Raw genomic sequence first — 24,413 nt, forward strand, 5'->3', positions numbered from 1 at the left:
ATCGGCCGGCTCAAGCAGTATCGCCGCATCGCCACCCGCTACGAGAAGCGAGCCGCGAACTACCTCGCCATGGTCACGCTCGGCATGACCATGCTCTGGCTCAGATGACTTTGCAGAGACGCCCTAGGCGGCGAGCGGCATCCGGATCACCGGCGGATGGGACTCCGGCGCCGCGGCGGCCCGGGTCATCGCCGCGCCGGCATCCCAGGCCACGAGTGCGGCGATCCGCGCGGCGAGGATCGTCGTCTCCAGGATGCGGGGCGACGCTGTCGGCGGGCGGGGCATCGTCGGTCGGTGGCTGGTCATGACGGCTCCGCGGCTTCCTGCGAGGGTCATGCGCCCGAATGGTTACCGCCGTGTCTCCGCCAGGACGGCGCGCGCGGTTGTGAGGCCGGCGCGCCGGCGAGCGTCTGGGTGGACGCATGTCTCGATGTAGGCCTCATCCGCCTGCTGGGAGGTTTCGCCCTGACCAGATGCACGACGGCCCCGCGCAGTGACCTGACCGGCTGGCTTTGGACCGGGCTGATTGAGAGGATCAGCCAGGACCGAAGGCGTCGGACATGCGGCGAGGTCAGAAGACGAGCGCGGAGCAGGTCGTGCTGAAGCTGCGCCAAATCGAGGTGCAGACGGCACCAGGCAAAAGCTTGGCGCTGGCGTGCGAGGGGGCGGAGATCTCTGAGCAGAGCGACTCACGCTGGCGCAAGGATTACGGCGGCCTCCAAGTCGACCAGGCCAGGAAGATGAAGGACCTGGAGCGTGAGAACGCGCGGCTGCGGCGGCTGGTAGCCGATCTATCCTTGAAGAAACAGGTACTGGCGGACGTCGCCTCGGGAAACTTGTAGCCCCCGAGCGGCTCCGGCAGACGGTCGACGGCATCCGGGAGAACTACGGCCTCTCGGAACGTCACGCCTGCCGGATCGTCGGTCAGCACCGCGGCACGCAACGCTACGTGCCGACCTTGTTGGCGGACGAGGATGAGCTGACCCGCGCCATCATGGCCCTGGCGTCCGAGTACGGGCGCGACAGATACCGCCGTGTCACCGCGCTGCTGCAGGCAGACGGCTGGCCGGTGGGGCAAGGATTGGGTTCATCCTTCGAGAACCTCAGGATGAGGGCATCTGGCGCCGCGAGGGGCTGAAGGTCCCCCAGGAGCACCGGCCGCGCGGCCGTCTCTGGCTGAACGACGGCTCATGCGTGCGACTACGGCCGCTCCGCCGCAACCATGTGTGGAGCTTCGACTTCGTGCAGGCGCAGACACACGACGGGCGGAGCCTGCGCATCCTGACGCTGATCGACGAGCACAGTCGGACATGCCTGGCGCTGAAGGTGGCCCGACGCATCAACAGCGTAGGTGTGATCGAGACGCCGGCCGATGCGATGTGCCTGCACGGCATCCCGGAGCTCATCCGCTGCGATAACGGCCCCGAGATGATCTCGAAGGCGCTGCGCCAGTGGGTCGCCAAGACGGGGCCACAGATTCAGTACATCGCACCCGGTTCGCCGTGGGAGAACGGGTACTGTGAGAGCTTCAACGGTAGGCTGCGCGACGAGTGCCTACGCCAAGAAATTTTCTACTCACTGAAGGAGGCGCAGATCGTAATTGGTCTATGGCAATCCACCTACAGCCGCGTCTGACCGCATTCGTCGATTGGCTATCGGCCACCTGCGCCTGTCAGCTTCCCAGATCTGGCCTTCCGGCTCCCCATGGCCGCCACCATGCAGAAGTCTCGCAATCGGCTCGGTCCAAAATAACGGTCAGGTCAGGCTGGACCCTAAGCTGCACGTACCAGTGCCCGCGGCGACATTGTAGGTACTCCGCCCGGCGCACCGTTGGCCTCGCTCATAAACAGCCATGGTGACGCTGTGTCACCACGCGGGTTTGGAGCGAGAGCTAAAAACCGTTTATTGACAGTGATTTATAGGAGGTTGGCGGAGGGAGCGGGATTCGAACCCGCGATACCGTTTCCGGTATACACACTTTCCAGGCGTGCGCCTTCAACCACTCGGCCACCCCTCCGTCCGCGAACCGGGCACCCGGGCGCGCATGCGGCGTGCCGGGCGCGGCCAGGGCCGCGCGGTGCCGTGCTGTTAGCCGGGTGCGCCGTCCGGCGCAAGGCGCAGACGGCCGGGCGGTGCGAAAACCGCCCGGCCGCGTCTCTCACCCCTCGGCATCGTCGAGGTGGAAGCGGACATGCTCCACGTTCGCCCGCTCGAAGGCCTGCATCACATGCTGGTAAGAGCGCTCCATGGCGTTGTCCTCGACGCCGGGGCTGTCCTCGGGCTTCAGCACGAACATCAGGAGCGAGCGCCCGGTCACGTCGTAGCCGGAGCCGAACTTGAAGCTCTCCACGTCCTGGCTGTCGGGCAGGTTGGTGTCGAGGAGCCGCGTCCAGGCCACGCCGCCGACCGATTCCGGCAGCGTGAACGTCACGAGGTCGTGGTAGGCGTTGAACATGATCAGCAGCGTCGCGTCGCCGCCGCGGCGGTGCAGGCCGGTGGCCTGGGCGCGCCCGTCGAGCTGGACCGCGAAGGCCCGGGCCTCGCCGTCCGACCAGTTCTCGCCGGCCATCTCGCTGCCGTCCGGCCGCAGCCACGTCACATCCTTGACGCCGAACTCCTCGTCGTACTGGCCGGTGAGAAACCGCCCGCGGCTCAGGATCGGCAGGGCGTTGCGCAGGATGATCAGGCGCTGGGTGAACTCGGCGAGATCCCGCTCCTCGTCGCCGATCGCCCCCCAGTCGAGCCACGAGACCTCGTTGTCCTGGCAGTAGGCGTTGTTGTTGCCCTTCTGGGTCCGAGCGAACTCGTCGCCGGCGAGCAGCATCGGCGTGCCGCGGGACAGGAACAGGGTCGCCAGCATGTTGCGCATCTGGCGCAGGCGCACCGCCCTGATCTCGGGATCGTCCGTCGGGCCCTCTACCCCGTAATTGTACGATAGGTTGTGCGAGTGGCCGTCGCGGTTGCCCTCGCCGTTCGCCTCGTTGTGCTTGTCGTTGTACGAGACCGTGTCGTGCAGGGTGAAGCCGTCGTGGGCGGTGAGGAAGTTCACCGAGGCCCAGGGCTTGCGCCCGCGCTTGTTGAACTTGTCGGCCGAGCCCGAGACCCGCGCCGCCAGGTCCGGCAGCAGGCCGCCGTCGCCCTTCCAGTAGGCGCGGACGTCGTCGCGGAACCGGTCGTTCCACTCGGCCCAGCCGGGCGGGAAGCCGCCGACCTGGTAGCCGCCCGGGCCGCAATCCCACGGCTCGGCGATCAGCTTGACGTTGTTGAGCACCGGGTCCTGCCGGCAGGTGTCGAGGAAGCCGCCGCCCTCGTCGAAGCCGTAGGGCTCGCGGCCGAGGATCGTCGCGAGGTCGAAGCGGAACCCGTCGACCTGCATCTCCTGCGCCCAGTAGCGCAGGGAATCGGTCACGAGCTGCAGCACCCGCGGGTGCGACAGGTTGAAGGTGTTCCCGGTGCCCGTGTCGTTGATGTAGTAGCGCGGCTCGTTCGGCAGAAGCCGGTAGTAGGAGGCGTTGTCGACGCCCTTGAACGACAGGGTCGGGCCCTTCTCGTTGCCCTCGGCGGTGTGGTTGTAGACCACGTCGAGGATCACCTCGAGGCCGGCGCCGTGGAAGCGCGAGACCATCTCCTTGAACTCGGAGAAGGCGAAATCCGGCACCGCCGCGTAGCGCCGCGCGGGGGTGAAGAACGAGATCGTGTTGTAGCCCCAGTAATTCACCAGGTCCTTCTGCTGCAGGTAGTCGTCCTGCACGAAGGCGTGGACCGGCAGCAGCTCCACCGAGGTGACGCCGAGGCTCTTGATGTAGTCGAGCACGTCTCGGGTGCCGAGGCCGGCATAGGTGCCGCGCAGCTTCTCCGGCACCCGCGGGTCGAGCTTGGTCATGCCCTTCACGTGGGCCTCGTACACGATGGTCTTCTCCCAGGGGATCAGCGGCTTGCGGTGCCGTCCCCAGGTGAAGGCCGGGTCGATGACGCGGGAGCGGCGCGTGTAGGGGGCGCTGTCGCGCTCGTCGAAGGTCAGGTCGTCACCCGTCTCCATCTGGTAGCCGAACAGGGCCGGGTTCCAGGTGATCGAGCCGACGAGCCCCTTGGCGTAGGGGTCGATCAGCAGCTTGTTGGGGTTGAACCGGTGGCCGGCCTTCGGCTCGTAGGGGCCGTGGACGCGGTAGCCGTAGATCGTGCCGGGGCGCGCGTCGGGCAGGTAGCCGTGCCAGATCTCGTCCGTGTACTCGGGCAGCTCGATGCGCTCGATCTCTTGCTCGCCCTGGTCGTCGAACAGGCAGAGCTCGACCTTGGTGGCGTGGGCCGAGAACAGCGCGAAATTGACCCCGAGCCCGTCCCAGGTGGCGCCGAGGGGATAGGGTTGGCCTTCCTGGATGCGCGAGCGGGTCGCGCGGGCCTGCGATGCGGGACGACGGGAATCGGACATGGACACTCCGGAACGCGACCCGCCCGGCCACGTGCCGCTGCGGGGAGCCCCTGGTGAACGTGCCGGAAACAGCGAAGCTCCCGCAGTGCCGCAAAAATCGCGGGGCGTGACGACCGTGCACCGCTCAGTTCGAGGCCGCTTCCGTGAAGCTCCGGTCCAAGGCCCGGCCGACGTCGAGCGTCTTCGACAGGATGCCGTACCGCGTCGCCCGGTCCGAGGCGTCTTGCATCTCCTTCACGACGCCCTCGTCGAGCGCGATCGGGCGCGTCCGCTGCGCCGTGTAGGCCGCGCGCAGGACGTCCTCCGGTATCTTGGTCAGCGCGGCCGTGTTCCGGGCGTAGGCGTCCAGATGGTCCAGCGACCAGAGCCGCGCCCGGTTCAGGCGGCTCAGGAAGTCCTGCAGCACCGCCCGCTTGGTGGCGATGGCGCTGTCTGAGGCGACGATGAAGGTGATGGTCGGCGTGAGGCCCGCGCCGTCCGCGATCGGCCGTGCCTTGTCCTTGAGCGTCGCGAACGCGACGTAGGGCTCCCAGACCGCCCAGGCATCCACCGAGCCGGCCATCAGCGCGACCTTGGCGTCGACCGGGTTGAGCGGCGCGAAGGTGGCCTCGGACGGCGCGATCCCGGCCTTCTCCAGCGTCGCGCTGATCAGGAACTGGCCCCAGCCGCCGCGGGTGCCGGCGAGCCGCTTTCCCCTCAGATCCGCGGCCGAGCGGATCGGCGAATCCGCGCGGACCAGGATCGCCTGCGTCCGGGGATCGGACTTGGTGCCGCCGATCGCCTTGATCGGTGCCCCGGCCGCGACGACGGTGAGGAAGGAGAGGTCGCCGGTGTAGCCGACATCGAGGGCGCCGGCGTTGAGCGCCTCCAGGATCGGCGCGGCGGCGGGAAATTCCGACCACGCGATCCGGTAGGGCAGATCCTTCGCGTAGCCGGCGATCTCCAGGAGCGACCGGTTCCCACCCTTCTGGTCGCCGACCCGCAGGACGACCTCTTCCGCACGGGCGGCCACTGCGGCCAGCGTGACGGTGGCCAGCGTCAGTGCGGTCGCGAGCCGCGCCCCGGCGAGCCGGCGGCCACCGGGCCGCAAGTGAGATCGGATGAACATGGGGCCTGCCGGGATACGCTGCCCGCTTTGTGCGGGGCTGTTCGGTGGGAATTCGAGTTTATGCTTGCCGCAAGGGCGGTCAATGAAACGGAAATCTGTATTGCTCGCGGTCGGCAAACGATACGACATCCGGCCGACCTCCGCGGGGAGACGAATGTCTTTCCCCGCGCGCCGCGCCGGTCAGCGGGCGGGCGGGAACGCGTCCGCTAGGTAGGCCCGCACGAAGCCCGGCATCCGCGCGGGATCGATGTCCTCGCGGCCCCGCACCACGTGCATCCGGGCGAGTTCCGGCTCCGCCTCGGCGCCGAGATGGTCGGCGATGCGCGCCACGATCCTCGCGGCCGGCTCGGGGAAGCGCACCGGCCGGAGGAAGGCGAGCTGGCCCTCTCCCTCCAGCAGCACCCATTCCGTTTCGGCCTCGTCCGGCAGCGCGAGGCCGGTCTCCTCGGCGAGTTCCCGGGCGGCGCTGCCGGTGAGATCGACCCGCGCGCCGCGCACGTCGTCCGGATCCGGGGTGCCGCAGGGGAAGTAGAGCTGGCCGGCATTGGCCGTGTGGGCGCCCATCTCGCCGAGCAGGACGGCACCGTCCGCCGTCCAGGGCACGATCGCCGCGAAGGCGTTGGCGATGCGGGCCTCTGCGTGAGGCCTGTCCCGGTAGTAGGTGAAGGTCGCGTAGCGCGTCGTGAACAGGTCGAGGCGGGCGACCCCGTCGGCGACGGTGTGGTCGCAGCACAGCAGGACGGTCCCGTCGAACATGCCGGGGCTGCGCTGCAGCCGGGCCTGCCAATGGGCCGCGATGGCGGCCGCGTGGGCCCGGGGGAAGGCCCAATCGTGCTCCACGAACCGCGCCGCCACGTCCGCGACGCGGGTGATCCGGAAACCGTCGGAGACGCCGTCAGAGTAACCGTCAGACATGCAGGGTGCCGTCCGACAGGATCACCGCGGCGCCGCCGATCTCGACGCCCTGCAGGGCGCCGGCCGCGATCGTGAGCTGGAGCGCGATGTCGCTCGGCCGACCCATCGCCTCGCCCTGGCGGATCGCCACGTCGTGGGTGCCGTCGCCCAGCGCCTCGAACTGCATCAGCACCCCCGAGAAGGCGGAGGCCGCCGAGCCGGTGGCGGGATCCTCCGGGACGCCGACATTCGGCGCGAACATGCGGACGCGCCAGCGCTGGCCGGTGCCCTCGGGATCTGGGGTGTAGAGGTAGAGCCCGTCGGCCGGATCGGGTGCCTGGGCCGTCCGGGCGGCGTCGAGGGCGGCCACCGACGCGACCGGCACGCAGGTGAAGGTCGGCCCCACGCCGTGGCGGCTCGGCACGTGCCGGCCGGTGCCGATGTCCCCGGGCTCGAGGCCCAGCAGCGGTGCCAGCACCGCGGGCTCCGGCCCGGGACCGAGGTAGTCCGGCAGGACCGGGAGGCGGAACCGGGCCCGGCCGCCGGTCCCGTCCGCGAGGGTCTCGACCACGCAGGGGACGATGCCGATCCCCTCCTCCAGGCCGAAGGCGCGGGCGTCGCCCCGGGTCGGGTCCTGCAACGCCAGGAGCACGGCGGTGCCCACGGTCGGGTGGCCGGCGAAGGGAAGCTCCCGGGCGGGGGTGAAGATGCGCAGCGACGCCCGGTGCCGGGCCTCCGTCGGTGGGAGGACGAAGACCGTCTCCGACAGGTTGAACTCCCGCGCGATGGCCTGCATGGCGGCGGTGTCGAGCCCCTCCGCGTCGAGCACCACGGCCAGGGGATTGCCGGCGAGCCTGCGCTCGGTGAACACGTCCAGGGTGACGAAGCGGCGCGCCATCGTGTCGATCCTTGCTGCTCTATGCGGACTTGGACGGAGCGGTTTGCCAGGGGCGCCTCAGACCGCCTCGACCGGAAACCGCGCGCTCGGGTTCACGTACTCCTCCTGCGCGGCGACCGTCAGGATCTCCCGCGATCCCGCCTCGGCGGTGCGCTTGAGCAGCCCGTAGATCGAGGCCGCCGCCGCGCCCAGCGCCGCCTCGGCCGAGCCGGTCCAGGCGTAATGCACCAGGAACAGCGCCGCGATGCAGTCGCCGGCCCCGTTCACCGCGATGGCGAGCCGCGGCGTCCGGACCCGGAACACCCGCCCCTCCGCGCCCGCGAGCAGGTCGATGCTGTCGGCGGGCGTGTCGGCGCAGAGCGCCGAGGTGACCAGGACCACCCGCGGCCCACGCGCCCGGAGCGCCGCGATCGCGGCCCCGGCCTCCGCCAGGGTGCCGCTCGGCAGGCCGGTGAGCAGGCCGAGCTCGAACTGGTTGGGGGTAAGGATGTCGGCGGCCGGGACAGCGCGCTCGCGCAGGAACGCCTCGATGCCGGGCCGCACGTAGACGCCCTCCTCGACGTCGCCGATCACCGGGTCGCAGCAGTAGAGCGCCCGCGGGTTCGCCGCGCGCACGGCGTCCACCGCCTCCAGGATCGCGGCGCCGATCTCCGCCGAGCCCATGTAGCCCGACAGGACCGCGTCGCAGCGGCCCAGGACCCCGCGCTCGCCGATGCCGCGCACCACCTCGCGGATCATCGCCGCGTCGAAGACGGGGCCGCGCCACGCGCCGTAGCCGGTGTGGTTTGAGAACTGCACCGTGTGCACCGGCCAGACCTCGACCCCGAGCCGCTGCATCGGGAACACCGCCGAGGCGTTGCCGACATGGCCGTAGGCGACGTGGGACTGGATCGACAGGACGTTCAACGCGGGACTCGCTCGTTGTCCCGCTACGGTTAGCCGGTTCCGGCGCCGGCCGCACCCCTGTCCCTTGCCGCCCTCCCCCGCGCGCCTCAGATGGGACCGACCCTTCTCCCATCCCCCGAGCCCCGTTCGGAGCCCCATGGACATCGAAGCCCTGCGCACCTCGACCCTCGCCTTCATGGAGGCGCACAAGGCCTGGACGCCCGTCATCGCCGGCGGCCTCGCCTTCTGCGAATCGATCGCGATCCTGTCGCTGTTCGTCCCGGCGACCGTGATCCTGGTCGGTATCGGGGCCCTCGTCGGCGGCGCCGACATCCCGTTCTGGCCGGTGGTGATCGCCGCGGCGCTGGGGGCCGCCCTCGGAGACTGGATCTCGTACGAGGCCGGGCGCTGGCTCGGGCCGGGGGCGAAGACCAAGTGGCCGCTGCGGCGCTATCCCGAGCTCATGGCCAAGGCCGAGGCCTTCATCGGCCGCTGGGGCATCGCCGCGGTGGCTCTGGGGCGCTTCTTCGGGCCGGCCCGCGCCCTGGTCCCCCTCTTCGCCGGCATCCTCGGCCTGGCGCGGCTGCCGTTCCAGCTGGCCAACGTCGCCTCCGCCCTGATCTGGGCCTTCGTGCTGCTGGCCCCCGGGGCCGGGCTGCTGACGTGGCTCGACCGATGATGCGGCGCGACCGCTGATGCGCCGCTTCCCGCCCGAGCGGATCGTCTGCCTCACCGAGGAGACGGTCGAGACCCTGTACCTCCTGGGCGCGGAGGACAGGATCGTCGGCGTCTCGGGCTACGCGGTGCGTCCGCCCCGGGTCCGCCGGGAGAAGCCGCGCGTCTCGGCCTTCACCAGTGCGGACATCCCGAAGATCCTGGCGCTGGCGCCGGACCTCGTCCTGGCCTTCTCGGACCTCCAGGCCGGCATCGTCGCCGACCTCGCCCGGGCGGGCGTGGCGGTCCACCTGTTCAACCAGCGCGACGTGGCGGGCTGCCTCGCGATGGTGCGCACGCTCGGGGCCCTCGTGGGCCTGCCGGAGCGGGCCGAGACCCTGGCGGCGGGCCTCGAAGCGCGGCTGGCCGCGGCCGCCGCCTCGGTCCGGGAGCGGCCGCCCCCGCGCGTCTACTTCGAGGAGTGGGACGCGCCGATGATCTCCGGCATCGGCTGGGTCTCGGACCTGATCGGCCTCGCGGGCGGGCGGGACGTCTTCCCGGAGCTGAGCCGCCAGCCGGCCGCGAAGGACCGGATCGTCACCGCCGAGCAGGTGATCGCGGCCGCGCCCGACGTGATCCTCGCCTCGTGGTGCGGCAAGCGGGTCAATGTCGAGCGCATCCGGTCCCGACCCGGCTGGGCGGCGATCCCGGCGGTGCGCGACGGGCGCATCCACGAGATCAAGTCGCCGCTGATCCTGCAGCCCGGCCCGGCCGCCCTCACCGACGGGTTCGACGCGATCCGGGCCTGCCTCGGGTGATCGCCCCGGGGTGATGCGTGGGGCGATGCCGCGCCGCAGGTGACGGACCGGGCGCGACTTGGCAGGATGTCCGGATTCGGTACAGACGCACCCGCAGACGCATCCCCCGAGCTCGATGTCCGCTTCCCTCGGCCTTCCCGATTCCGCGCCCCCGGCCGTCGAGGCGCTGCTGCCGCCCGACCGGCGGCAATCGCCCACGGCCCTGCGCATCCAGCGCGGCGTGCGCCGGCTGTTCTCCGAGATGGGCTGCGTCACCCTGCCGGAATTCTCCCTCGTCAACGGCCGCCGCGCCGACGTGATCGCGCTCTGCGGCGCCGGCAAGCTCACCATCGTGGAGATCAAGTCGAGCGTGGCCGATTTCCGCGCCGACCGGAAATGGCCGGATTACCGCGACTTCTGCGACCGGTTTTTCTTCGCCATCCCCGAGGACGTGCCCGAGTCGCTGATCCCGGAAGAGTGCGGCCTGATCGTCGCCGACGCCTACGGGGCCGGGATCCTGCGCGAGCCGCCCGAGCACCCGCTGAGCGGCGCCCGCCGCAAGGCCGTGACGCTGCGCTTCGCCCACAGCGCCGCGCGCATCCTGCACGCGCTGGCCGACCCGGGCGCCGTGCGGGAAGGGGCTCTCTAGGGCGCGGCCCGCACCGCGACCCTCGGCGAACCTTCGGCCGACGCGGTATTCATCCGACCGGGAAACGTCCTAGAACGGCCGCGCTTGCCGGGCCTCCGGCGCCGGGCCCGATCCACCGATGACATCCGTCGCCCTGTTCGAGCTGATCCTCGGTCTCCTCGGCGCGGCCCTGCTGCTGTCGCTGGCGGCCGGGCGCCTCGGTTTCCCGCCGGCCGCCGCCCTCGTCGTCGGCGGCATGACGCTGGCGGTGGTGCCGGGCCTGCCGGCCTTCGATCTCGATCCGGACCTGATCATGGTCCTGTTCCTGCCGCCGCTCCTGCTCGAATCCGCCTACTTCACCGTCTGGCGCGACTTCCGGGCGAGCCTCGGCCCGATCCTGTCCCTGTCCCTCGGTGCGGTCCTGTTCACGACCCTCGTGGTCGGGCTCGTCGCCCACGCGGTGGTGCCGTCCCTGCCCTGGGCCGCCTGCTTCGCCCTCGGCGCCATCGTCTCGCCGCCGGACGCGGTGGCCGCCAAGGCGGTGCTGGCCCGCGTCACCCTGCCCCGCCGGATGATCACGGTCTTGGAGGGCGAGAGCCTCGTGAACGATGCCTCGGGCCTCGTGCTCTACCGCTTCGCGGTGGCGGCGGCGCTCACCGGCACCTTCAGCGCCTGGGCGGCGGCCGGCAGCTTCGCGTGGCTCGCGGTGGCGGGTGTCGCGGTCGGGATCGCGTGCGGGGTGGCGGTGACCCTGGTGATGCGCCGGATGCACGACGCGAACGCCATCACGGTGCTGACCTTCCTCGCCGCCTACGTCGCCTACCTCGCGGCCGAGGAGATCCACGCCTCCGGCGTCCTGGCCGTGGTCGCTTGCGGCCTGATGATGGGCGGCCGGGAGCACGAGACCTTCGACGCGCATGCCCGCCGCCATTCCGTGGCGGTGTGGGAATTCGTGGTCTTCGTGCTGGAGGCCCTGGTCTTCGTGCTGATCGGCTTGGCGCTCCGCGGCGTGCTGGCCCGGACCGGCGGCCAGATGGGCGCGCTCGCGGCGGAGCTGCCGTTGGCGCTCGCCGTCACGGCGACCTGCGTCGTCGCCCGTCTGCTCTGGGTGTTCCCGGCCGTCTACCTGCGGCGGCTCCTGTCGCCGCGGGTCCGCGCGCAGGAGCCCGCCCCGAACCCGGCCGTTCCGCTGATCGTCGGGTGGGCCGGCATGCGCGGGGTCGTCACACTGGCGGCCGCCTTGGCTCTGCCGGTGGATTTCCCCGGCCGCGACGCGATCTTGGTCGCGGCCTTCGCGGTGATCCTGTTCACCGTGCTCGTGCAGGGCACGACCCTGGGGCCGCTGATCCGCAGCCTCCGCCTCGACCCCGCGGCGCACCTCCCCGAGGGCCACCTCGACGCGCCGATGGCCCGCGTCGTCGTGAACGAGGCCGGGCTCGCCGCCCTACAGGGCTTGGTGTTCGCCGAGACCGGGGCGCTGAAGCACCCGCGCCTCGTGGAGGAGTACCGCCGCCGGGTGCGGGCGGCCTCGCGGGACCGCGACGAGCGGGCGGCGCTGGAGGCCGAGAAGACCGAGCACTTCGCCGCCGCCCTGCTCGCCGTGCGCTCAGGCCGGTCGGCCCTGATCGACCTGCACCGGCAGAACCGGATCCACAGCTCGGTGCTGCGGCAGCTGGAGACGGAGATCGACCTGGAGGAGCTCCATCTCAAGCGTCTGGCCGGGACCGCGCCGGCCCACGGCTGACCTGAGGCGCGGCCGTCAGTGGGCCGCGCAGCCGTCCGCCGGCTGGCCGTAGCCGCTGTAGACCACCCGGACCTTGCGCAGGCAGCTTCCCTCAGCCTTCGGCGCGGCCGCCACGGGGGCGACCTCTACCGGCTCGACCCGCAGGGTGGCGGCCACCGGCTGGTCTTCGGAAGTGGCGAGCGCACGGCTGGCGCTCATCACGAAGGGCGTGGCGGCCAGCGACGAGATGGCGAGCGCGGCGAAGACGGCGATGTTCTTGCGGCCGAAGCTGGTGCGGGTGCGAGCATTGTACATGACGGGTCGTCCGACGTTCTGTATTCGGCAGCGCTGAGGTGCCGAGATCCCCTGTTGCGCTGATAACTTGGCCGTCAGCTCGGCGGTTCCGGTTTATCGCCCAAAAACCGCCACGCTTGGGTGTCCCGGCGCACGTCGGGCGCCGGCGCTCAGAAGATCCTGCGGTACTGAACGAAGCCCGACTTCTCGGCGATCCGGTCGTAGAGCTGCATCGCGTCCGCGTTGGTCTCGTGCGTCAGCCAGTGGACGCGGGAGCAGCCGGCGGCCTGCGCGGCCGCGTAGACGTGCTCGATCAGCCGACGGCCGATCCCGAGCCCGCGCGTGCCGTCCGCCACGAACAGGTCCTGGAGGTAGCAGTAGTCGCCGATCGTCCAGGCCGAGCGGTGGCGGATGTGGTGGACGAGGCCGACCGCCTCGGCACCGCGCCACGCCAGGGCACCGTCCACCGGTTCGGCCGGATCGTTGAGGCGCTGCCAGGTCGTGTCGGTGACCGTGTCCGACAGGTCGACCTTGTAGAAGGACTGGTAGCCCCGCCAGAGCGGCAGCCAGGCGTCCCGGTCGCCGGGGCCGATCGGGCGGATCGCGAGGTCAGGATCCATGATTCTCTCCGTGGGTGCGCAGCCAGCGGACCATCATCGGCACCGCAGAGGCAACCCGGGCTGCCGGCGCCGCGCCCCCTCGGTCGACACCCTTCGCCTTGCACCCCCGGCCGCCCGCACCTAAACCGGCCCGCCGGCGGCCCCAGCCGCCGCGCGATCCCGAGCCGCCGAGACCGATGTCCGAGAAAAAATCCTTCCAGGGTCTGATCCTGACGCTTCAGGAATTCTGGGCGGCGCAGGGCTGCGTGATCCTCCAGCCCTACGACATGGAGGTCGGTGCCGGTACGTTCCATCCGGCCACGACCCTGCGGGCACTCGGCCCGAAGCCCTGGAAGGCGGCCTACGTCCAGCCCTCGCGCCGGCCCAAGGACGGCCGCTACGGCGAGAACCCGAACCGGCTCCAGCACTATTACCAGTTCCAGGTCATCCTGAAGCCGAACCCGCCGAACCTGCAGGAGCTCTACCTCGCCTCGCTCGCCGCCATCGGCGTCGACCTGAAGCTCCACGACATCCGCTTCGTCGAGGACGACTGGGAGAGCCCGACCCTGGGCGCCTGGGGCCTTGGCTGGGAGTGCTGGTGCGACGGGATGGAGGTCAGCCAGTTCACCTATTTCCAGCAGGTGGCGGGCTTCGAGTGCGCGCCGGTGGCGGGCGAGCTGACCTACGGGCTGGAGCGGCTCGCCATGTACGTCCAGGGCGTCGAGAACGTCTACGACCTGGACTTCAACGGCGCCGAGGGCGCCGACCGGATCACCTACGGGGACGTGTTCCTGCAGGCCGAGCAGGAGTACTCCCGCCACAACTTCGAGGCGGCTGACACCGCGATGCTGTTCCGCCAGTTCACCGACGCGGAGGCCGCCTGCCGATCCTACCTCGCGGCCGGCGCGCCGGACGCGGAGGGTGAACGCCACCGCATGGCGCAGCCGGCCTACGACCAGTGCATCAAGGCGAGCCACGTGTTCAACCTGCTCGACGCGCGCGGCGTGATCTCGGTGACGGAGCGCCAGAGCTACATCCTCCGCGTGCGCGAACTGGCCAAGGCCTGCGGCGCGGCGTGGTTGAGGACCGCCGCCGGCGGGGCGTGAGGTCGGCGCTGGCGCTCGACCAGACGGCTGCGGAAGAGGCAGTCCGGAGTGCCCAGATGCGCCGCCGTCCTTGCGAGCGCAGCGAAGCAATCCAGGGTCGCGCCTCGCTGCCAGACGTCCCGACGCCCTGGGTCGCTTCGCTGCGCTCGCGATGACGGAGGGAGCCCCATCGCGGAGCCCCTTGAGCCCTCGCGCGTTGCAACCCCCGCCAACCGGCGCGCCTCGGCGCGTCCGCAGACGCGGGACATGCCCAATGAAGAAGACGATCCTCGCCCTCAGCCTCCTCGGATTCGGCCTCGCCCCCGCGCTGGCGGCCGATCCTGGGCCTGAGGCCACGGTGAAGAAGCTCTACGCCGAGCCGCACCCGAATCACTCCTCCGTGTACTCGAAGCGCCTGCAGGGCCTGTTCGACGCCGACGCGAAGCAGGCCAACGGCGCCACCGGCAACCTCGATTTCGACTACCGCCTGAACGGCGAGCCCCTGAAGCCCGACACGGTGAAGAACCTGACCTTCAAGGAGGCCACCGAGGGCAAGGACCAGGCGAAGGTCACGGTCGAGCGCAAGGGCGGCAACGGCGCCAACGTCATCGTGTACGACCTCGTGCGCGAGGACGGCGGCTGGAAGGTCTCCGACGCCCACGCGATCGGCGACCGGAAGTGGCAGCTCTCGACCATCCTCAAGGGCGAGTCGCGCTGAGCCCCGCGCGCCGACCCTCGACAGGGGTGCGGCGCGGCGATATGGCCGCCCCATGCCCGACCTCCTGCTCGAACTCCGCTCGGAAGAGATCCCCGCCCGCATGCAGCGGCGCGCGGCGGAGGATCTGAAGAAGCTCGTCACCGACGCCCTGGTGGCGCGCGGCTTTCTGTACGAGGGCGCCCGGGCGTTCTCGACGCCGCGCCGCTTGGCGCTCCACATCGCCGGCCTGCCCGCCCGGGGCGAGGCCGTGCGCGAGGAGCGCCGCGGCCCGCGGGTCGGCGCGCCCGAGGCGGCCGTCCAGGGCTTCCTGAAGGGCGCGGGCCTGACGAGCCTCGATCAGGCCACGACCGTCACCGACCCGAAGAAGGGCGAGTTCTACCTCGCGGTGATCGAGCGGCCCGGCCGCGAGACGCTGGACGTCCTGGCCGAGCTCCTGCCCGAGATCGTCAAGAGCTTCCCCTGGCCGAAATCCATGCGCTGGGGCGCGGCCTCGGCCGAGCCGGGCTCGCTGCGCTGGGTGCGCCCGCTGCAGTCGATCGTCGCGACCTTCGGGCCCGAGACGGAGACGCCGGAGGTGGTCCCCGTCTCGGTCGCCGGGATCGCGGCCGGCACCGTGACCTACGGCCACCGCTTCCTCGCCCCCGAGGCGATCGAGGTGCGCCGGTTCGACGACTACATCCAGGCGCTGGAGCGCGCGAAGGTCATCCTCGACGCCGACCGGCGCAAGGACGTGATCCTGCACGACGCCCGCGACCTCGCCTTCGCCCGCGGCCTCGACCTCGTGGAGGACGAGGGCCTGCTGGAGGAGGTGTCGGGCCTCGTGGAATGGCCGGTCGTGCTGATGGGCTCGTTCGACGCGTCCTTCCTCGACATCCCCGCTGAGGCGATCCGGGCGACCATCCGGGCGAACCAGAAGTGCTTCGTTCTGCGCAAGGGCGGCTCGGAGGATTTGGCGCCGGCCTTCATCCTGGTCTCGAACCTCGTCGCCACCGACGGTGGTCAAGCGATCACCGCCGGCAACGAGCGGGTGGTCCGGGCGCGCCTGTCCGACGCGAAGTTCTTCTGGGAGACCGACAAGGCGACCCGCCTGGAGGACCGGCTGCCCAAGCTCGACAGCATCGTCTTCCATGAGAAGCTCGGGACGCAGGGCGAGCGGATCGCCCGCATCGCCGCCTTGGCGAAGGACCTCGCGCCGCTGGTGGGGGCCGACCCGGCGCTCGCCGAGCGCGCCGCGCGCCTCGCCAAGGCCGACCTCGTCACCGAGATGGTCGGCGAGTTCCCCGAGTTGCAGGGCCTGATGGGCCGGAAATACGCGGCGCTCCAGGGCGAGCACGACAGCGTCTGCGCGGCCATCGAGGAGCACTACAAGCCGCTCGGCCCCTCCGACCGGGTGCCGACCGATCCGGTCTCGATCGCGGTGGCGCTCGCCGACAAGCTCGACACGCTGGCGGGCTTCTGGGCGATCGACGAGAAGCCCACGGGCAGCAAGGACCCGTTCGCACTGCGCCGAGCGGCGCTGGGCGTGATCCGACTGATCCTCGACCGCGGCCTGCGTCTGCGGCTGCTGGAGCAGGTCGGCGCTGCGGATCGCGGCCTCGCCGGGCGGGCCGGTGCCGACGCGCGGGATCTCCTCGGCTTCCTCGCCGACCGCCTGAAGGTCTATCTCCGCGACCAGGGCGCCCGCCACGACCTGATCGACGCCGTCTTCGCCCTCCCCGGCCAGGACGACCTGCTGATGGTCGTGCGCCGCGTCGAGGCGCTCGGCCAGTTCCTCGACACCGAGGACGGCAAGAACCTGCTCGCGGGCTACAAGCGTGCGGCCAACATCCTGCGGATCGAGGAGAAGAAGGACGGCCGCGCCTACGATTCCGCGCCGGACGCCGCTCTCGCTGCCGCGGGTGAGCCGGCCGAGCGCGCCTTGGCCGAGGCCCTGGCGAAGGCGCGGGAGACCGCCTCGGCGTCCATCGCCCGCGAGGATTTCGCCGGGGCGATGCAGGCGCTCTCGACGCTGCGCGCGCCGGTCGACGCGTTCTTCCAGGACGTGACCGTCAACGCCCCAGACCCGAAGCTCCGCGAGAACCGCTTGGCCCTGCTCAACGCGCTGCGCGCCGCGACGCGGGAAGTTGCGGAGTTCGCGAAGATCGAGGGGTGAGGCGCGGACCACTGCAGCCCCATCCTACTTCCCCCTCATCCTGAGGTGCCGGAGCGTCGCGGAGGCCTCGAAGGAGGGCTCCTTCGAGGCTCGGTACGCTCGCACCTCAGGATGAGCGGGTCTGATGGGAAAGCGGACCCACCGCCCTCACCCGTGATCGTGGCCGGCATGGTCGTCCGGCTCCGGCAGGGTCAGGCCGAAATGGCTCACCAGATCGGCCACCTGCCCGGGGCTCAGCTGCCGCGGGTTGAGGTTGCGCAGGAGCAGGTAGAGCTTGGCGGTCTCTTCCAGCTCCTCGGTGGCGAAGACCGCGCCCTCCAGGCTGTCGCCAGCCACCACCGGGCCGTGATTGGCGAGCAGCACCGAGCTGTACTTTCCCGCCAAGCCCCGGATCGCGTCCGCCACGGCCGGGTCGCCCGGGCGATAGTAGGGCACGAGCGCCGTGCCGCCGGTCCGCATCAGGTAGTAGGGCGTCAGCGGCGGCAGCACCTGCCTGGGGTCGACCTCCGGCAGCATCGAGACCGCCACCGCGTGGGTCGAGTGCAGGTGGACGATGGCCTTCGCCTCGTTCCGGCTCTCGTAGAGTGCGCTGTGCAGCGGGATCTCCTTGGTGGGCTTGTCGCCGGAAACCAGCCGCCCCGCATCGTCCAGCCGCGAGATCCGCGCCGGGTCGAGGAACCCGAGCGACGCGTTGGTCGGCGTCACCAGCCAGCCGCCGTCGGGCAGGCGCAGCGAGATGTTGCCGGACGAGCCCGGCGTCAGGCCGCGCTCGAACAGCGAGCGGCCGTAGCGGCAGATCTCCTCGCGCAGCCGGCTCTCGTCGCTCATGCGGTCGCTCCCTCGATCAGCTCGAATCCGAGATCGATTTTTCTCGGGCCTGCGCCGGTCAGGCAGGCGGCGGCCTGACGGCCGATCTCCAGGCGCGGCGTGCGCACCGTCGACAGGGGCTGCGGCATCGCCGCCGCGAAGTCGAGCCCGTTGAAGCCGAACAGCGCGATCCGTCCCGGCACCGCCAGCCCCGCCGACAGGCAGGCGAAGTAGCCGCCGAGCGCCATGTCGTCGTTGGAGAAGTAGATCGCGTCGAGATCGGGCACGCGCGCCAGCAGCGCCTCCAGCCCGGCCCGGCCCGAGGCCGGCGAGGACGGTCCCGTCCGGATCTCCTTGCCGTGGAGCGCCAAACCCGCCTGCCCGAGCGCGGTCTCGAACCCGGCGAGCCGCTTGCCCGCGCGCAGGTCGACCGCGAGGTCGTGGCCGAGATAGGCGATCCGCCGGTACCCGCGCGCCACGAGGTGGCGGGCGCTCGCCGCCCCCACGGCCCGGTTGGAGAAGCCGACCACGGCGTCGATCCCCTCCCCATCCGTGTCGATCATCTCGACCACGCGCACGCCCCCGGCCTTCGCCAGGGCCACCGTCCCGGGATTGTGCTCCAGCCCGGTGAGCAGCAGCGCCGCCGGCCGCCAGGAGAGGAGCGCGGCGGCCAGCGCCTCCTCCCGGTCCGGGTCGTAGTCGCTCACCCCGATCACGCAGGGGATGCCGTCGGCGTCGAGGGCGGCGGTGAGGCCGCGCAGCAGGTCGGGGAAGACCACGTTGGCGAGCGACGGGATGACGACCCCCACGAGCCGCGCGCTCGCCCCCTGGCCGGCGAGGCTGCCGGCGAGGCGATTCGGAACGTAGCCGAGACGGGCGACCGCCTCCGCCACCCGCTCGCCGGCGCGCTTGGAGTAGGAGCCGTGGTTGCGCAGGACCCGCGAGACCGTGCTCTCGCCGACCCCGGCCTCGCGGGCGACGTCGGTGAGGGTGACGAGCCGCCCCGGCGGCTGGATGTCGTCCATGGCCCCGCTCTCCCGGCGCGGTTTTTTTTCACGACGCCCGTCGAACCTCCCGGCGTCCTTCCCTCATCCTGAGACGACCGCGAAGCGAGCCCCGAAGGAGGCCTCCGCCACGCTGCAGCACCTCGGCATAAGGCAGGAATGGGAAGACCGTCCGCGTCGATCCACGACTGACATAGCGGCCTGCATTATCTCGCACAACCGGATTGGCAGCGCTGCCAAAAGGCGATATGGCACCGCCCCAGCGCCGCCCGACGAGCGGTGAAGAGCAATGTCCGGCAGCCGTGCGGCCCGGACCAGGGAGTACGCCATGTCGGTTCAAGCCGCCCCGCTCGGGGGCGCCACCGCACCCGCGGACGAGAAGTCTTTCGCCGACCGCACCTACGCGAAGGTGTTCTGGCGCCTCGTGCCGTTCCTGATGCTCTGCTACGTCGTGGCGTATCTCGACCGGGTGAATGTCGGCTTCGCCAAGCTCCAGATGTCCCAGGAGCTGAAATTCTCCGAGACGGTCTACGGCCTCGGCGCCGGCATCTTCTTCCTCGGCTACTTCCTGTTCGAGGTGCCCTCGAACGTGATCCTGCACCGGGTCGGCGCCCGGGTGTGGATCGCCCGGATCATGATCACCTGGGGGGTGATCTCCGGGGCGTTCCTGTTCGTGAACTCCGAGTGGAGCTTCTACGGGATGCGCTTCCTCCTCGGTCTCGCCGAGGCCGGATTCTACCCGGGCGTCATCCTCTACACGACCTCGTGGTTCCCGGCCCATCGCCGGGCCCGGGTGATCGCCGTGTTCATGGCGGCGATCCCGATCTCCGGAATCTTCGGCAACCCGCTCTCCGGCTGGATCATGGACGCGTTCAACGGCGCCCACGGCCTGTCCGGCTGGCAGTGGATGTTCCTGATCGAGGCGGTGCCGGCGGTGCTGATCGGCCTCGCGGTGTTCTTCTACCTCGACAATCGGCCCGCCGAGGCCAAGTGGCTGACCGACGCCGAGAAGCAGCTCCTCGAGCGCGACATCGCGGCCGACAACCAGGGCAAAGAGTCCAGCCCGCACTCCATCGCCACCGTGTTCCGGAACGGCCGCGTCTGGTTCATGAGCCTGATCTACTTCGCCTTCGTCACCGGCCAGTACGGGCTGACCTTCTGGATGCCGACGATCGTCAAGGCGTCGGGCGTACAGGGCAACTTCAACATCGGCCTGATCAGCGCGATCCCGTTCGTCTGCGCGGCGATCGTGATGGTCCTGCTCGGCCGCTCCGCCGACCGGATGCGCGAGCGCCGCTGGCACCTGATCATCCCGGCGCTGATCGGCGCGGTCGCCTTCGTGGTCTCGGCCAATGCCGGCTCGACGACGCTCGCCATCGCGGCGCTGTCGGTGGCGGCGGCCGGCGTGCTGACCTGCTCGCCCCTGTTCTGGTCGCTGCCCACGGCGTTCCTCAGCGGCGCGGGCGCGGCGGCCGGCATCGCGCTGATCAACTCGGTGGGGAACCTCGCGGGCTTCGTCAGCCCCTACGTGATCGGCGCCCTGCGGGATGCCACCGGCAGCACCGCCACGGGCCTCTACGCGCTCGCCGCCATGCTGGTGGTCGGCGCGGTCTGCGTGTTCGTGACGCCCGCCCGGATGGTCAACCGCTGACCTCTGATCCGGGCGCGACTTAGCCCCTCTCCCGCACGGGAGAGGGGACCCGCGCTTCGAGCGGCGACGCCGAGGCGCCCTTTCCCAGCTTCAGGAGCCGTCCCCGATGACCAACGCAACACCCCGCGCCGCGGTGATCGGCCTGGGCTCCATGGGCTCCGGGATGGCCGGCTCGCTCCTGCGGGCAGGCTTCGCGGTCTCCGCCTGCGACGTGAACCCGGAGGCGGTGGCGCGCTTCGCGACCGCCGGCGGCCGGGGCGCCGCGAACCCCGCCGAAGCGGCGCGGGACGCCGACGTGGTGGTGAGCGTGGTGGTCAACGCCGCCCAGACCGAGGCGGTCCTGTTCGGCGAGGACGGCGCCGCCGCCGCGATGCCGGAGGGCGCGGTGTTCGTCTCCTCCGCCACCATGGATCCGGCCGTCGCCCGGGCGCTGGCGGCGCGGTTGGAGGCCACCGGCCGCCACTACCTCGACGCCCCGATGAGCGGCGGCGCCGCCCGCGCGGCGGAGGGCGGCCTCACCTTCCTGGCCTCGGGCTCGGCGGCGGCCTTCGCGAAGGCGCGGGCCGCCCTCGATGCCATGGCGGGCACGCTCTACGAGCTCGGCGACGCGGCCGGCCAGGGCGCGGCCTTCAAGATGATCAACCAGCTGCTCGCGGGCGTGCACATCGCCGCCGCCTCGGAGGCGATGGCCTTCGCGGCCAAGCAGGGGCTCGACCTCCGGCGCGTCTACGAGGTGATCACCAAGTCGGCCGGCAATTCGTGGATGTTCGAGAACCGGGTGCCGCACATCCTCGACGCCGACTACAGCCCGAAGAGCGCGGTCGACATCTTCGTCAAGGATCTCGGCATCGTGCAGGACATGGCCCGGGCCGAGAAGTACCCGGTCCCGGTGGCGGCGGCGGCCCTGCAGATGTTCCTGATGGCGTCGGGCGCCGGCATGGGTCGGGACGACGACGCCTCGGTGGCGCGGCTCTACGCCCAGGTCTCGGGGGCGAAGCTGCCCGAGAAAGCTTGAGGGGACAGAACCATGCCGCGTTTCGCCGCCAATCTGAGCCTCATGTTCAACGAGGTGCCGTTCCTCGACCGGTTCGAGGCCGCGGCCCGGGCCGGGTTCGACGCCGTCGAGTTCCTGTTCCCCTACGAGCACGCGCCGGACGACATCGGCGCGCGGCTCCGGGCGAACGGCCTGACCCAGGCCCTGTTCAACCTGCCGCCGGGGGACTTCGCCGAGGGCGAGCGCGGGATCGCGGCCTTCCCGGAGCGGCTCGACGAGCTGAGGGCGGGGGTCGACACGGCGCTCCGCTACGCCGAGGCGACCGGCGTCGGCCGGCTCCACCTCATGGCGGGCCTCGCCCCCTGGGACGATCCCAGGGCGGTCGAATCCTACCGCCGGGCGGTGACCTGGACGGCGGAGCGGCTGGCGCCGGTCGGCCTCGACCTCGTCCTGGAGCCGATCAACGGCCGCAACATGCCGGGCTATTTCCTCAACGATTTCGGCCGCGCGGCCGACCTGATCCGCGACCTCGCCCTGCCGAACCTGAAGCTCCAGTTCGACCTCTACCATTGCCAGATCCTGCACGGCGACGTGACCGTGCGGCTGCGCGCCCTGATGCCGCTCATCGGCCACGTCCAGACCGCGAGCGTGCCCGAGCGGCATGAGCCCGGGACCGGCGAGATGGCCGACTTCTTCCTGTTCGACGAGCTGGACCGGCTCGGCTACCGCGGCTTCGTCGGCTGCGAGTACATTCCGGCCGCCGACACCGTCGCGGGCCTCGGCTGGCTCGCCGCCTACAAGGGGAGCGCCCGATGAGCCTCGCGCTGGGATGTGTCGCCGACGACTACACGGGCGCCTCGGACCTCGCCAACACGCTGACCAAGGCGGGCCTGCGCACGATCCAGACCATCGGCGTGCCTGAGGACGGCCGGTCGCTGCCGGAGGCCGACGCGGTGGTGGTGGCCCTCAAGAGCCGCTCGATCCCCGCCGACCAGGCCGTGGCGCGCTCCCGCGAGGCGGAAGCCTGGCTGCGGGCCCGGGGCGCGGCCCACGTGATGTTCAAGGTCTGCTCGACCTTCGACTCCACCGATGCGGGCAATATCGGTCCCGTGATGGACGCCCTGCGGGCCGAGGCCGGAGAGACCGTCGCCCTCGTCACCCCGGCTTTCCCCGAGACGGGGCGGAGCGTCTACCAGGGCAACCTGTTCGTCGGTTCGGTGCCGCTGAACGAGAGCCCGCTCAAGGACCACCCGCTCAACCCGATGCGCGACGCCAACCTCGTGCGCGTGCTCGGGCGCCAGAGCGGCAGTCCCGTCGGCCTGATCGACACCGCCACGGTGGCGAGGGGCGCGGAGGCCGTGGCCGCCCGCCTCGACGCCCTCGCGCAGGAGGGCAAGGGCGCCGCCATCGCGGACGCGATCTTCGACAGCGACCTCGAGGTGCTCGGCCGGGCGATCGTCGGCCGCAAGTTCTCGGTGGGCGCGTCCGGCCTCGGCCTCGGCCTCGCCCGGGCGCTCGCGGCCGACGGGCGGGGAACCCAGGACGCCGCCGGCGCGGCCGTGGGCGAGCCGGTGGGCGGCGCCTCCGCCTGCCTCGCCGGCAGCTGCTCCCAGGCGACCCTCCAGCAGGTCGCCGGCGCGGAGGCGATCATGCCGGTGCTGCGCCTCGACCCGGCGCGGCTGCTCGCGGGCGACGACGTGGTCGCCGAGGCCCTGGCCTTCGCGGACAAGCACTTGGCCTCGGGCCCGGTGCTGATCGCCACCTCGGCCCCGCCCGAGGCGGTGCGCGCGCTCCAGGCCGCCCACGGCGTCGACGCGGCCGGCCACGCCATCGAGGCGGCGCTGGCGGCGATCGCCGAGGGCCTCGTCGCCCGCGGGGTGCGCCGGCTCGTCGTCGCCGGCGGCGAGACCTCCGGCGCGGTGGTCGACCGGCTGGGTCTCACGGCCTTCCTGCTCGGGCCGGAGATCGCCGCGGGCGTGCCGGTGCTGCGCACGGCGGGGCGGCCCGAGCCGATGCTGCTCGCCCTCAAATCCGGCAATTTCGGCGGCGCCGACTTCTTTGGCCGCGCCCTCGACATGATGGCCTGACGCCACAACCCGACGGGAGGTTTTCCATGCACGCCCTGATTCTCGGCGCCGCCGGCATGATCGGCCGCCGCCTCGTGGACGCCCTGGTGAGGGATGGCCGGGTCGGCGGGCAGCCGCTCACCGCCCTCACGCTCCTCGACGTGGTGCCGCCCGCGGCGCCCGAGGGCTTTTCCGGCCCGGTGCGGGCCGAGGCCGCCGACCTCACGGCGCCCGGCGCCGCCGAGGCCGCCATCGCCGAGCGGCCGGGGGTCATCTTCCACCTCGCTGCCGTGGTCTCCGGCGAGGCCGAGGCGAACCTCGAGCTGGGCTACCGGGTCAACCTCGACGGCACCCGCCTGCTCCTCGACGCGATCCGGGCGGCCAGCGCGGCGGACGGCTACCGGCCGAAGCTGGTCTTCACCTCCTCGCTCGCGGTGTTCGGGCCGCCCTTCCCCAAGGTCATCCCGGACGACCACATCCTGCGCCCGGCCTCCTCCTACGGGGTCCAGAAGGCCATGGGCGAGCTGATGCTCGCCGACTACGCGCGCCGCGGCTTCCTCGACGGGATCGGCCTGCGGCTGCCGACGATCTGCGTGCGGCCGGGCAAGCCCAACAAGGCGGCCTCGGGCTTCTTCTCGGGGATCATCCGCGAGCCGCTCGCCGGCCAGGAGGCGATCCTGCCGGTGCCCGACACGGTCCGGCACTGGTTCGCCAGCCCGGCGGCGGCGGTGGGCTTCCTCACCCACGCGGCCGGGCTCGACCTCGCGGCGATCGGCCCGCGGATCAGCCTGACCATGCCGGGCGTCTCGGCGACGGTGGCGGAGGAGATCGAGGCTCTGCGCCGCGCGGCGGGCGACAAGGCCGTGGCGCTGATCCGGCACGAACCCGACGCCACCATCGCGCGGATCGTCGGCTCCTGGCCGGAGGCGTTCGAGCCGGAGGCCGCCCTGGCCCTGGGCTTCCGGGCGGATGAATCCTTCGACGCGATCGTGGCCCAGCACGTGGCCGAGTTCCACGGGGGCTGAAG

22 protein-coding genes, 1 tRNA gene and 2 pseudogenes are annotated in these 24,413 nt (G+C 71.4%); 14 read left to right on the forward strand and 11 right to left on the reverse strand.

Annotated features, from left to right (window positions below; translation table 11 throughout):
• Window positions 1–108: pseudogene (locus ACLBX8_RS26770) on the forward strand (IS5-like element ISMra2 family transposase); the annotation flags it as partial.
• A 15-nt stretch (window positions 109–123) separates the two neighbouring features.
• Here the strand turns inward: ACLBX8_RS26770 and ACLBX8_RS26775 are convergent.
• Window positions 124–306, reverse strand: coding sequence for a hypothetical protein (locus ACLBX8_RS26775; protein ID WP_100253569.1), 183 nt, complete (start codon window positions 304–306; stop codon window positions 124–126).
• 254 nt (window positions 307–560) lie between these two features.
• Between ACLBX8_RS26775 and ACLBX8_RS26780 the strand changes: the two are divergent.
• Window positions 561–1,752, forward strand: a pseudogene (locus ACLBX8_RS26780) (IS3 family transposase).
• A 175-nt stretch (window positions 1,753–1,927) separates the two neighbouring features.
• Here the strand turns inward: ACLBX8_RS26780 and ACLBX8_RS26785 are convergent.
• The 6 genes from ACLBX8_RS26785 to pdxY all read right to left on the reverse strand — a co-directional run bounded on the left by ACLBX8_RS26785 (window position 1,928) and on the right by pdxY (window position 8,235).
• Window positions 1,928–2,017: transfer RNA gene (locus tag ACLBX8_RS26785), tRNA-Ser, on the reverse strand.
• A gap of 141 nt (window positions 2,018–2,158) precedes the next feature.
• Window positions 2,159–4,429, reverse strand: coding sequence for a glycogen debranching protein GlgX (gene glgX / locus ACLBX8_RS26790; protein WP_354455125.1), 2,271 nt, complete (start codon window positions 4,427–4,429; stop codon window positions 2,159–2,161).
• 124 nt (window positions 4,430–4,553) lie between these two features.
• Complete coding sequence (locus tag ACLBX8_RS26795) at window positions 4,554–5,537, reverse strand: ABC transporter substrate-binding protein (protein WP_447716083.1); 984 nt, start codon at window positions 5,535–5,537, stop codon at window positions 4,554–4,556.
• 180 nt (window positions 5,538–5,717) lie between these two features.
• On the reverse strand, window positions 5,718–6,452 hold the full coding sequence (locus ACLBX8_RS26800) for an NUDIX hydrolase (protein ID WP_447716084.1): 735 nt from the start codon (window positions 6,450–6,452) through the stop codon (window positions 5,718–5,720).
• On the reverse strand, window positions 6,445–7,329 hold the full coding sequence (locus ACLBX8_RS26805) for a PhzF family phenazine biosynthesis protein (RefSeq protein ID WP_447716085.1): 885 nt from the start codon (window positions 7,327–7,329) through the stop codon (window positions 6,445–6,447). Before ACLBX8_RS26805 ends, ACLBX8_RS26800 begins: the two co-directional genes overlap by 8 nt.
• 57 nt (window positions 7,330–7,386) lie before the next feature.
• Window positions 7,387–8,235 (reverse strand): pyridoxal kinase PdxY, encoded by an 849-nt coding sequence (gene pdxY, locus ACLBX8_RS26810; RefSeq protein WP_447716086.1) that lies wholly within the window; start codon window positions 8,233–8,235, stop codon window positions 7,387–7,389.
• Between the two features lie 136 nt (window positions 8,236–8,371).
• On the opposite strand from pdxY, the gene ACLBX8_RS26815 reads away from it, so the two are divergent.
• From ACLBX8_RS26815 to ACLBX8_RS26830, 4 genes are all read left to right on the forward strand, one after another.
• Window positions 8,372–8,893 carry a DedA family protein gene (locus ACLBX8_RS26815; RefSeq protein ID WP_447716087.1) on the forward strand — a complete coding sequence of 174 codons (522 nt, stop codon included), beginning with the start codon at window positions 8,372–8,374 and terminating at the stop codon, window positions 8,891–8,893.
• Window positions 8,894–8,909: 16 nt separating this feature from the next.
• Entirely contained in the window at window positions 8,910–9,686 is a 777-nt protein-coding gene (locus ACLBX8_RS26820) for a cobalamin-binding protein (protein WP_234080966.1), read from the forward strand.
• Window positions 9,687–9,801: 115 nt separating this feature from the next.
• Window positions 9,802–10,314, forward strand: a complete 513-nt coding sequence (locus ACLBX8_RS26825) for an MmcB family DNA repair protein (protein ID WP_056523543.1) — start codon at window positions 9,802–9,804, stop codon at window positions 10,312–10,314.
• 118 nt (window positions 10,315–10,432) lie between these two features.
• Window positions 10,433–12,037 carry a Na+/H+ antiporter gene (locus ACLBX8_RS26830; RefSeq protein ID WP_447716088.1) on the forward strand — a complete coding sequence of 535 codons (1,605 nt, stop codon included), beginning with the start codon at window positions 10,433–10,435 and terminating at the stop codon, window positions 12,035–12,037.
• A gap of 15 nt (window positions 12,038–12,052) precedes the next feature.
• Here the strand turns inward: ACLBX8_RS26830 and ACLBX8_RS26835 are convergent, their stop codons facing one another.
• A complete protein-coding gene (locus tag ACLBX8_RS26835; protein WP_447716089.1) occupies window positions 12,053–12,331 on the reverse strand; it encodes a hypothetical protein in 279 nt (92 codons plus the stop codon).
• 149 nt (window positions 12,332–12,480) lie between these two features.
• On the reverse strand, window positions 12,481–12,930 hold the full coding sequence (locus ACLBX8_RS26840) for a GNAT family N-acetyltransferase (RefSeq protein WP_091979781.1): 450 nt from the start codon (window positions 12,928–12,930) through the stop codon (window positions 12,481–12,483).
• Between the two features lie 176 nt (window positions 12,931–13,106).
• On the opposite strand from ACLBX8_RS26840, the gene ACLBX8_RS26845 reads away from it, so the two are divergent.
• From ACLBX8_RS26845 to glyS, 3 genes are all read left to right on the forward strand, one after another.
• On the forward strand, window positions 13,107–14,015 hold the full coding sequence (locus ACLBX8_RS26845; protein ID WP_042671539.1) for a glycine--tRNA ligase subunit alpha: 909 nt from the start codon (window positions 13,107–13,109) through the stop codon (window positions 14,013–14,015).
• 253 nt (window positions 14,016–14,268) lie between these two features.
• Complete coding sequence (locus ACLBX8_RS26850) at window positions 14,269–14,712, forward strand: DUF3828 domain-containing protein (RefSeq protein WP_042671538.1); 444 nt, start codon at window positions 14,269–14,271, stop codon at window positions 14,710–14,712.
• Window positions 14,713–14,764: 52 nt separating this feature from the next.
• Complete coding sequence (glyS, locus tag ACLBX8_RS26855; RefSeq protein ID WP_447716090.1) at window positions 14,765–16,864, forward strand: glycine--tRNA ligase subunit beta; 2,100 nt, start codon at window positions 14,765–14,767, stop codon at window positions 16,862–16,864.
• 147 nt (window positions 16,865–17,011) lie between these two features.
• On the opposite strand, the gene otnC is transcribed toward glyS, so the two are convergent.
• Both otnC and ACLBX8_RS26865 read right to left on the reverse strand, forming a co-directional pair.
• Window positions 17,012–17,692: a 3-oxo-tetronate 4-phosphate decarboxylase gene (gene otnC / locus ACLBX8_RS26860; protein ID WP_091927287.1), complete on the reverse strand. Its 681-nt coding sequence runs from the start codon at window positions 17,690–17,692 to the stop codon at window positions 17,012–17,014.
• Window positions 17,689–18,696 carry a LacI family DNA-binding transcriptional regulator gene (locus tag ACLBX8_RS26865; RefSeq protein ID WP_447716091.1) on the reverse strand — a complete coding sequence of 336 codons (1,008 nt, stop codon included), beginning with the start codon at window positions 18,694–18,696 and terminating at the stop codon, window positions 17,689–17,691. Before ACLBX8_RS26865 ends, otnC begins: the two co-directional genes overlap by 4 nt.
• Before the next feature lie 307 nt (window positions 18,697–19,003).
• On the opposite strand from ACLBX8_RS26865, the gene ACLBX8_RS26870 reads away from it, so the two are divergent.
• The 5 genes from ACLBX8_RS26870 (at window position 19,004) to denD (ending at window position 24,411) form a co-directional block, all read left to right on the forward strand.
• The gene (locus tag ACLBX8_RS26870) at window positions 19,004–20,326 is read left to right on the forward strand and encodes an MFS transporter (protein WP_447716092.1); all 1,323 of its coding nucleotides are present in this window, start codon (window positions 19,004–19,006) and stop codon (window positions 20,324–20,326) included.
• A gap of 106 nt (window positions 20,327–20,432) precedes the next feature.
• Window positions 20,433–21,341 (forward strand): L-threonate dehydrogenase, encoded by a 909-nt coding sequence (gene ltnD, locus ACLBX8_RS26875; RefSeq protein WP_447716093.1) that lies wholly within the window; start codon window positions 20,433–20,435, stop codon window positions 21,339–21,341.
• Between the two features lie 12 nt (window positions 21,342–21,353).
• Window positions 21,354–22,136, forward strand: coding sequence for a 2-oxo-tetronate isomerase (gene otnI / locus ACLBX8_RS26880; RefSeq protein ID WP_447716094.1), 783 nt, complete (start codon window positions 21,354–21,356; stop codon window positions 22,134–22,136).
• Window positions 22,133–23,407 (forward strand): 3-oxo-tetronate kinase, encoded by a 1,275-nt coding sequence (gene otnK / locus ACLBX8_RS26885; protein ID WP_447716095.1) that lies wholly within the window; start codon window positions 22,133–22,135, stop codon window positions 23,405–23,407. Before otnI ends, otnK begins: the two co-directional genes overlap by 4 nt.
• Window positions 23,408–23,433: 26 nt before the next feature.
• Window positions 23,434–24,411: a D-erythronate dehydrogenase gene (gene denD, locus ACLBX8_RS26890; RefSeq protein WP_447716096.1), complete on the forward strand. Its 978-nt coding sequence runs from the start codon at window positions 23,434–23,436 to the stop codon at window positions 24,409–24,411.
• Window positions 24,412–24,413: the final 2 nt, after the last annotated feature.

Source organism: Methylobacterium sp. D48H, from assembly GCF_053345715.1.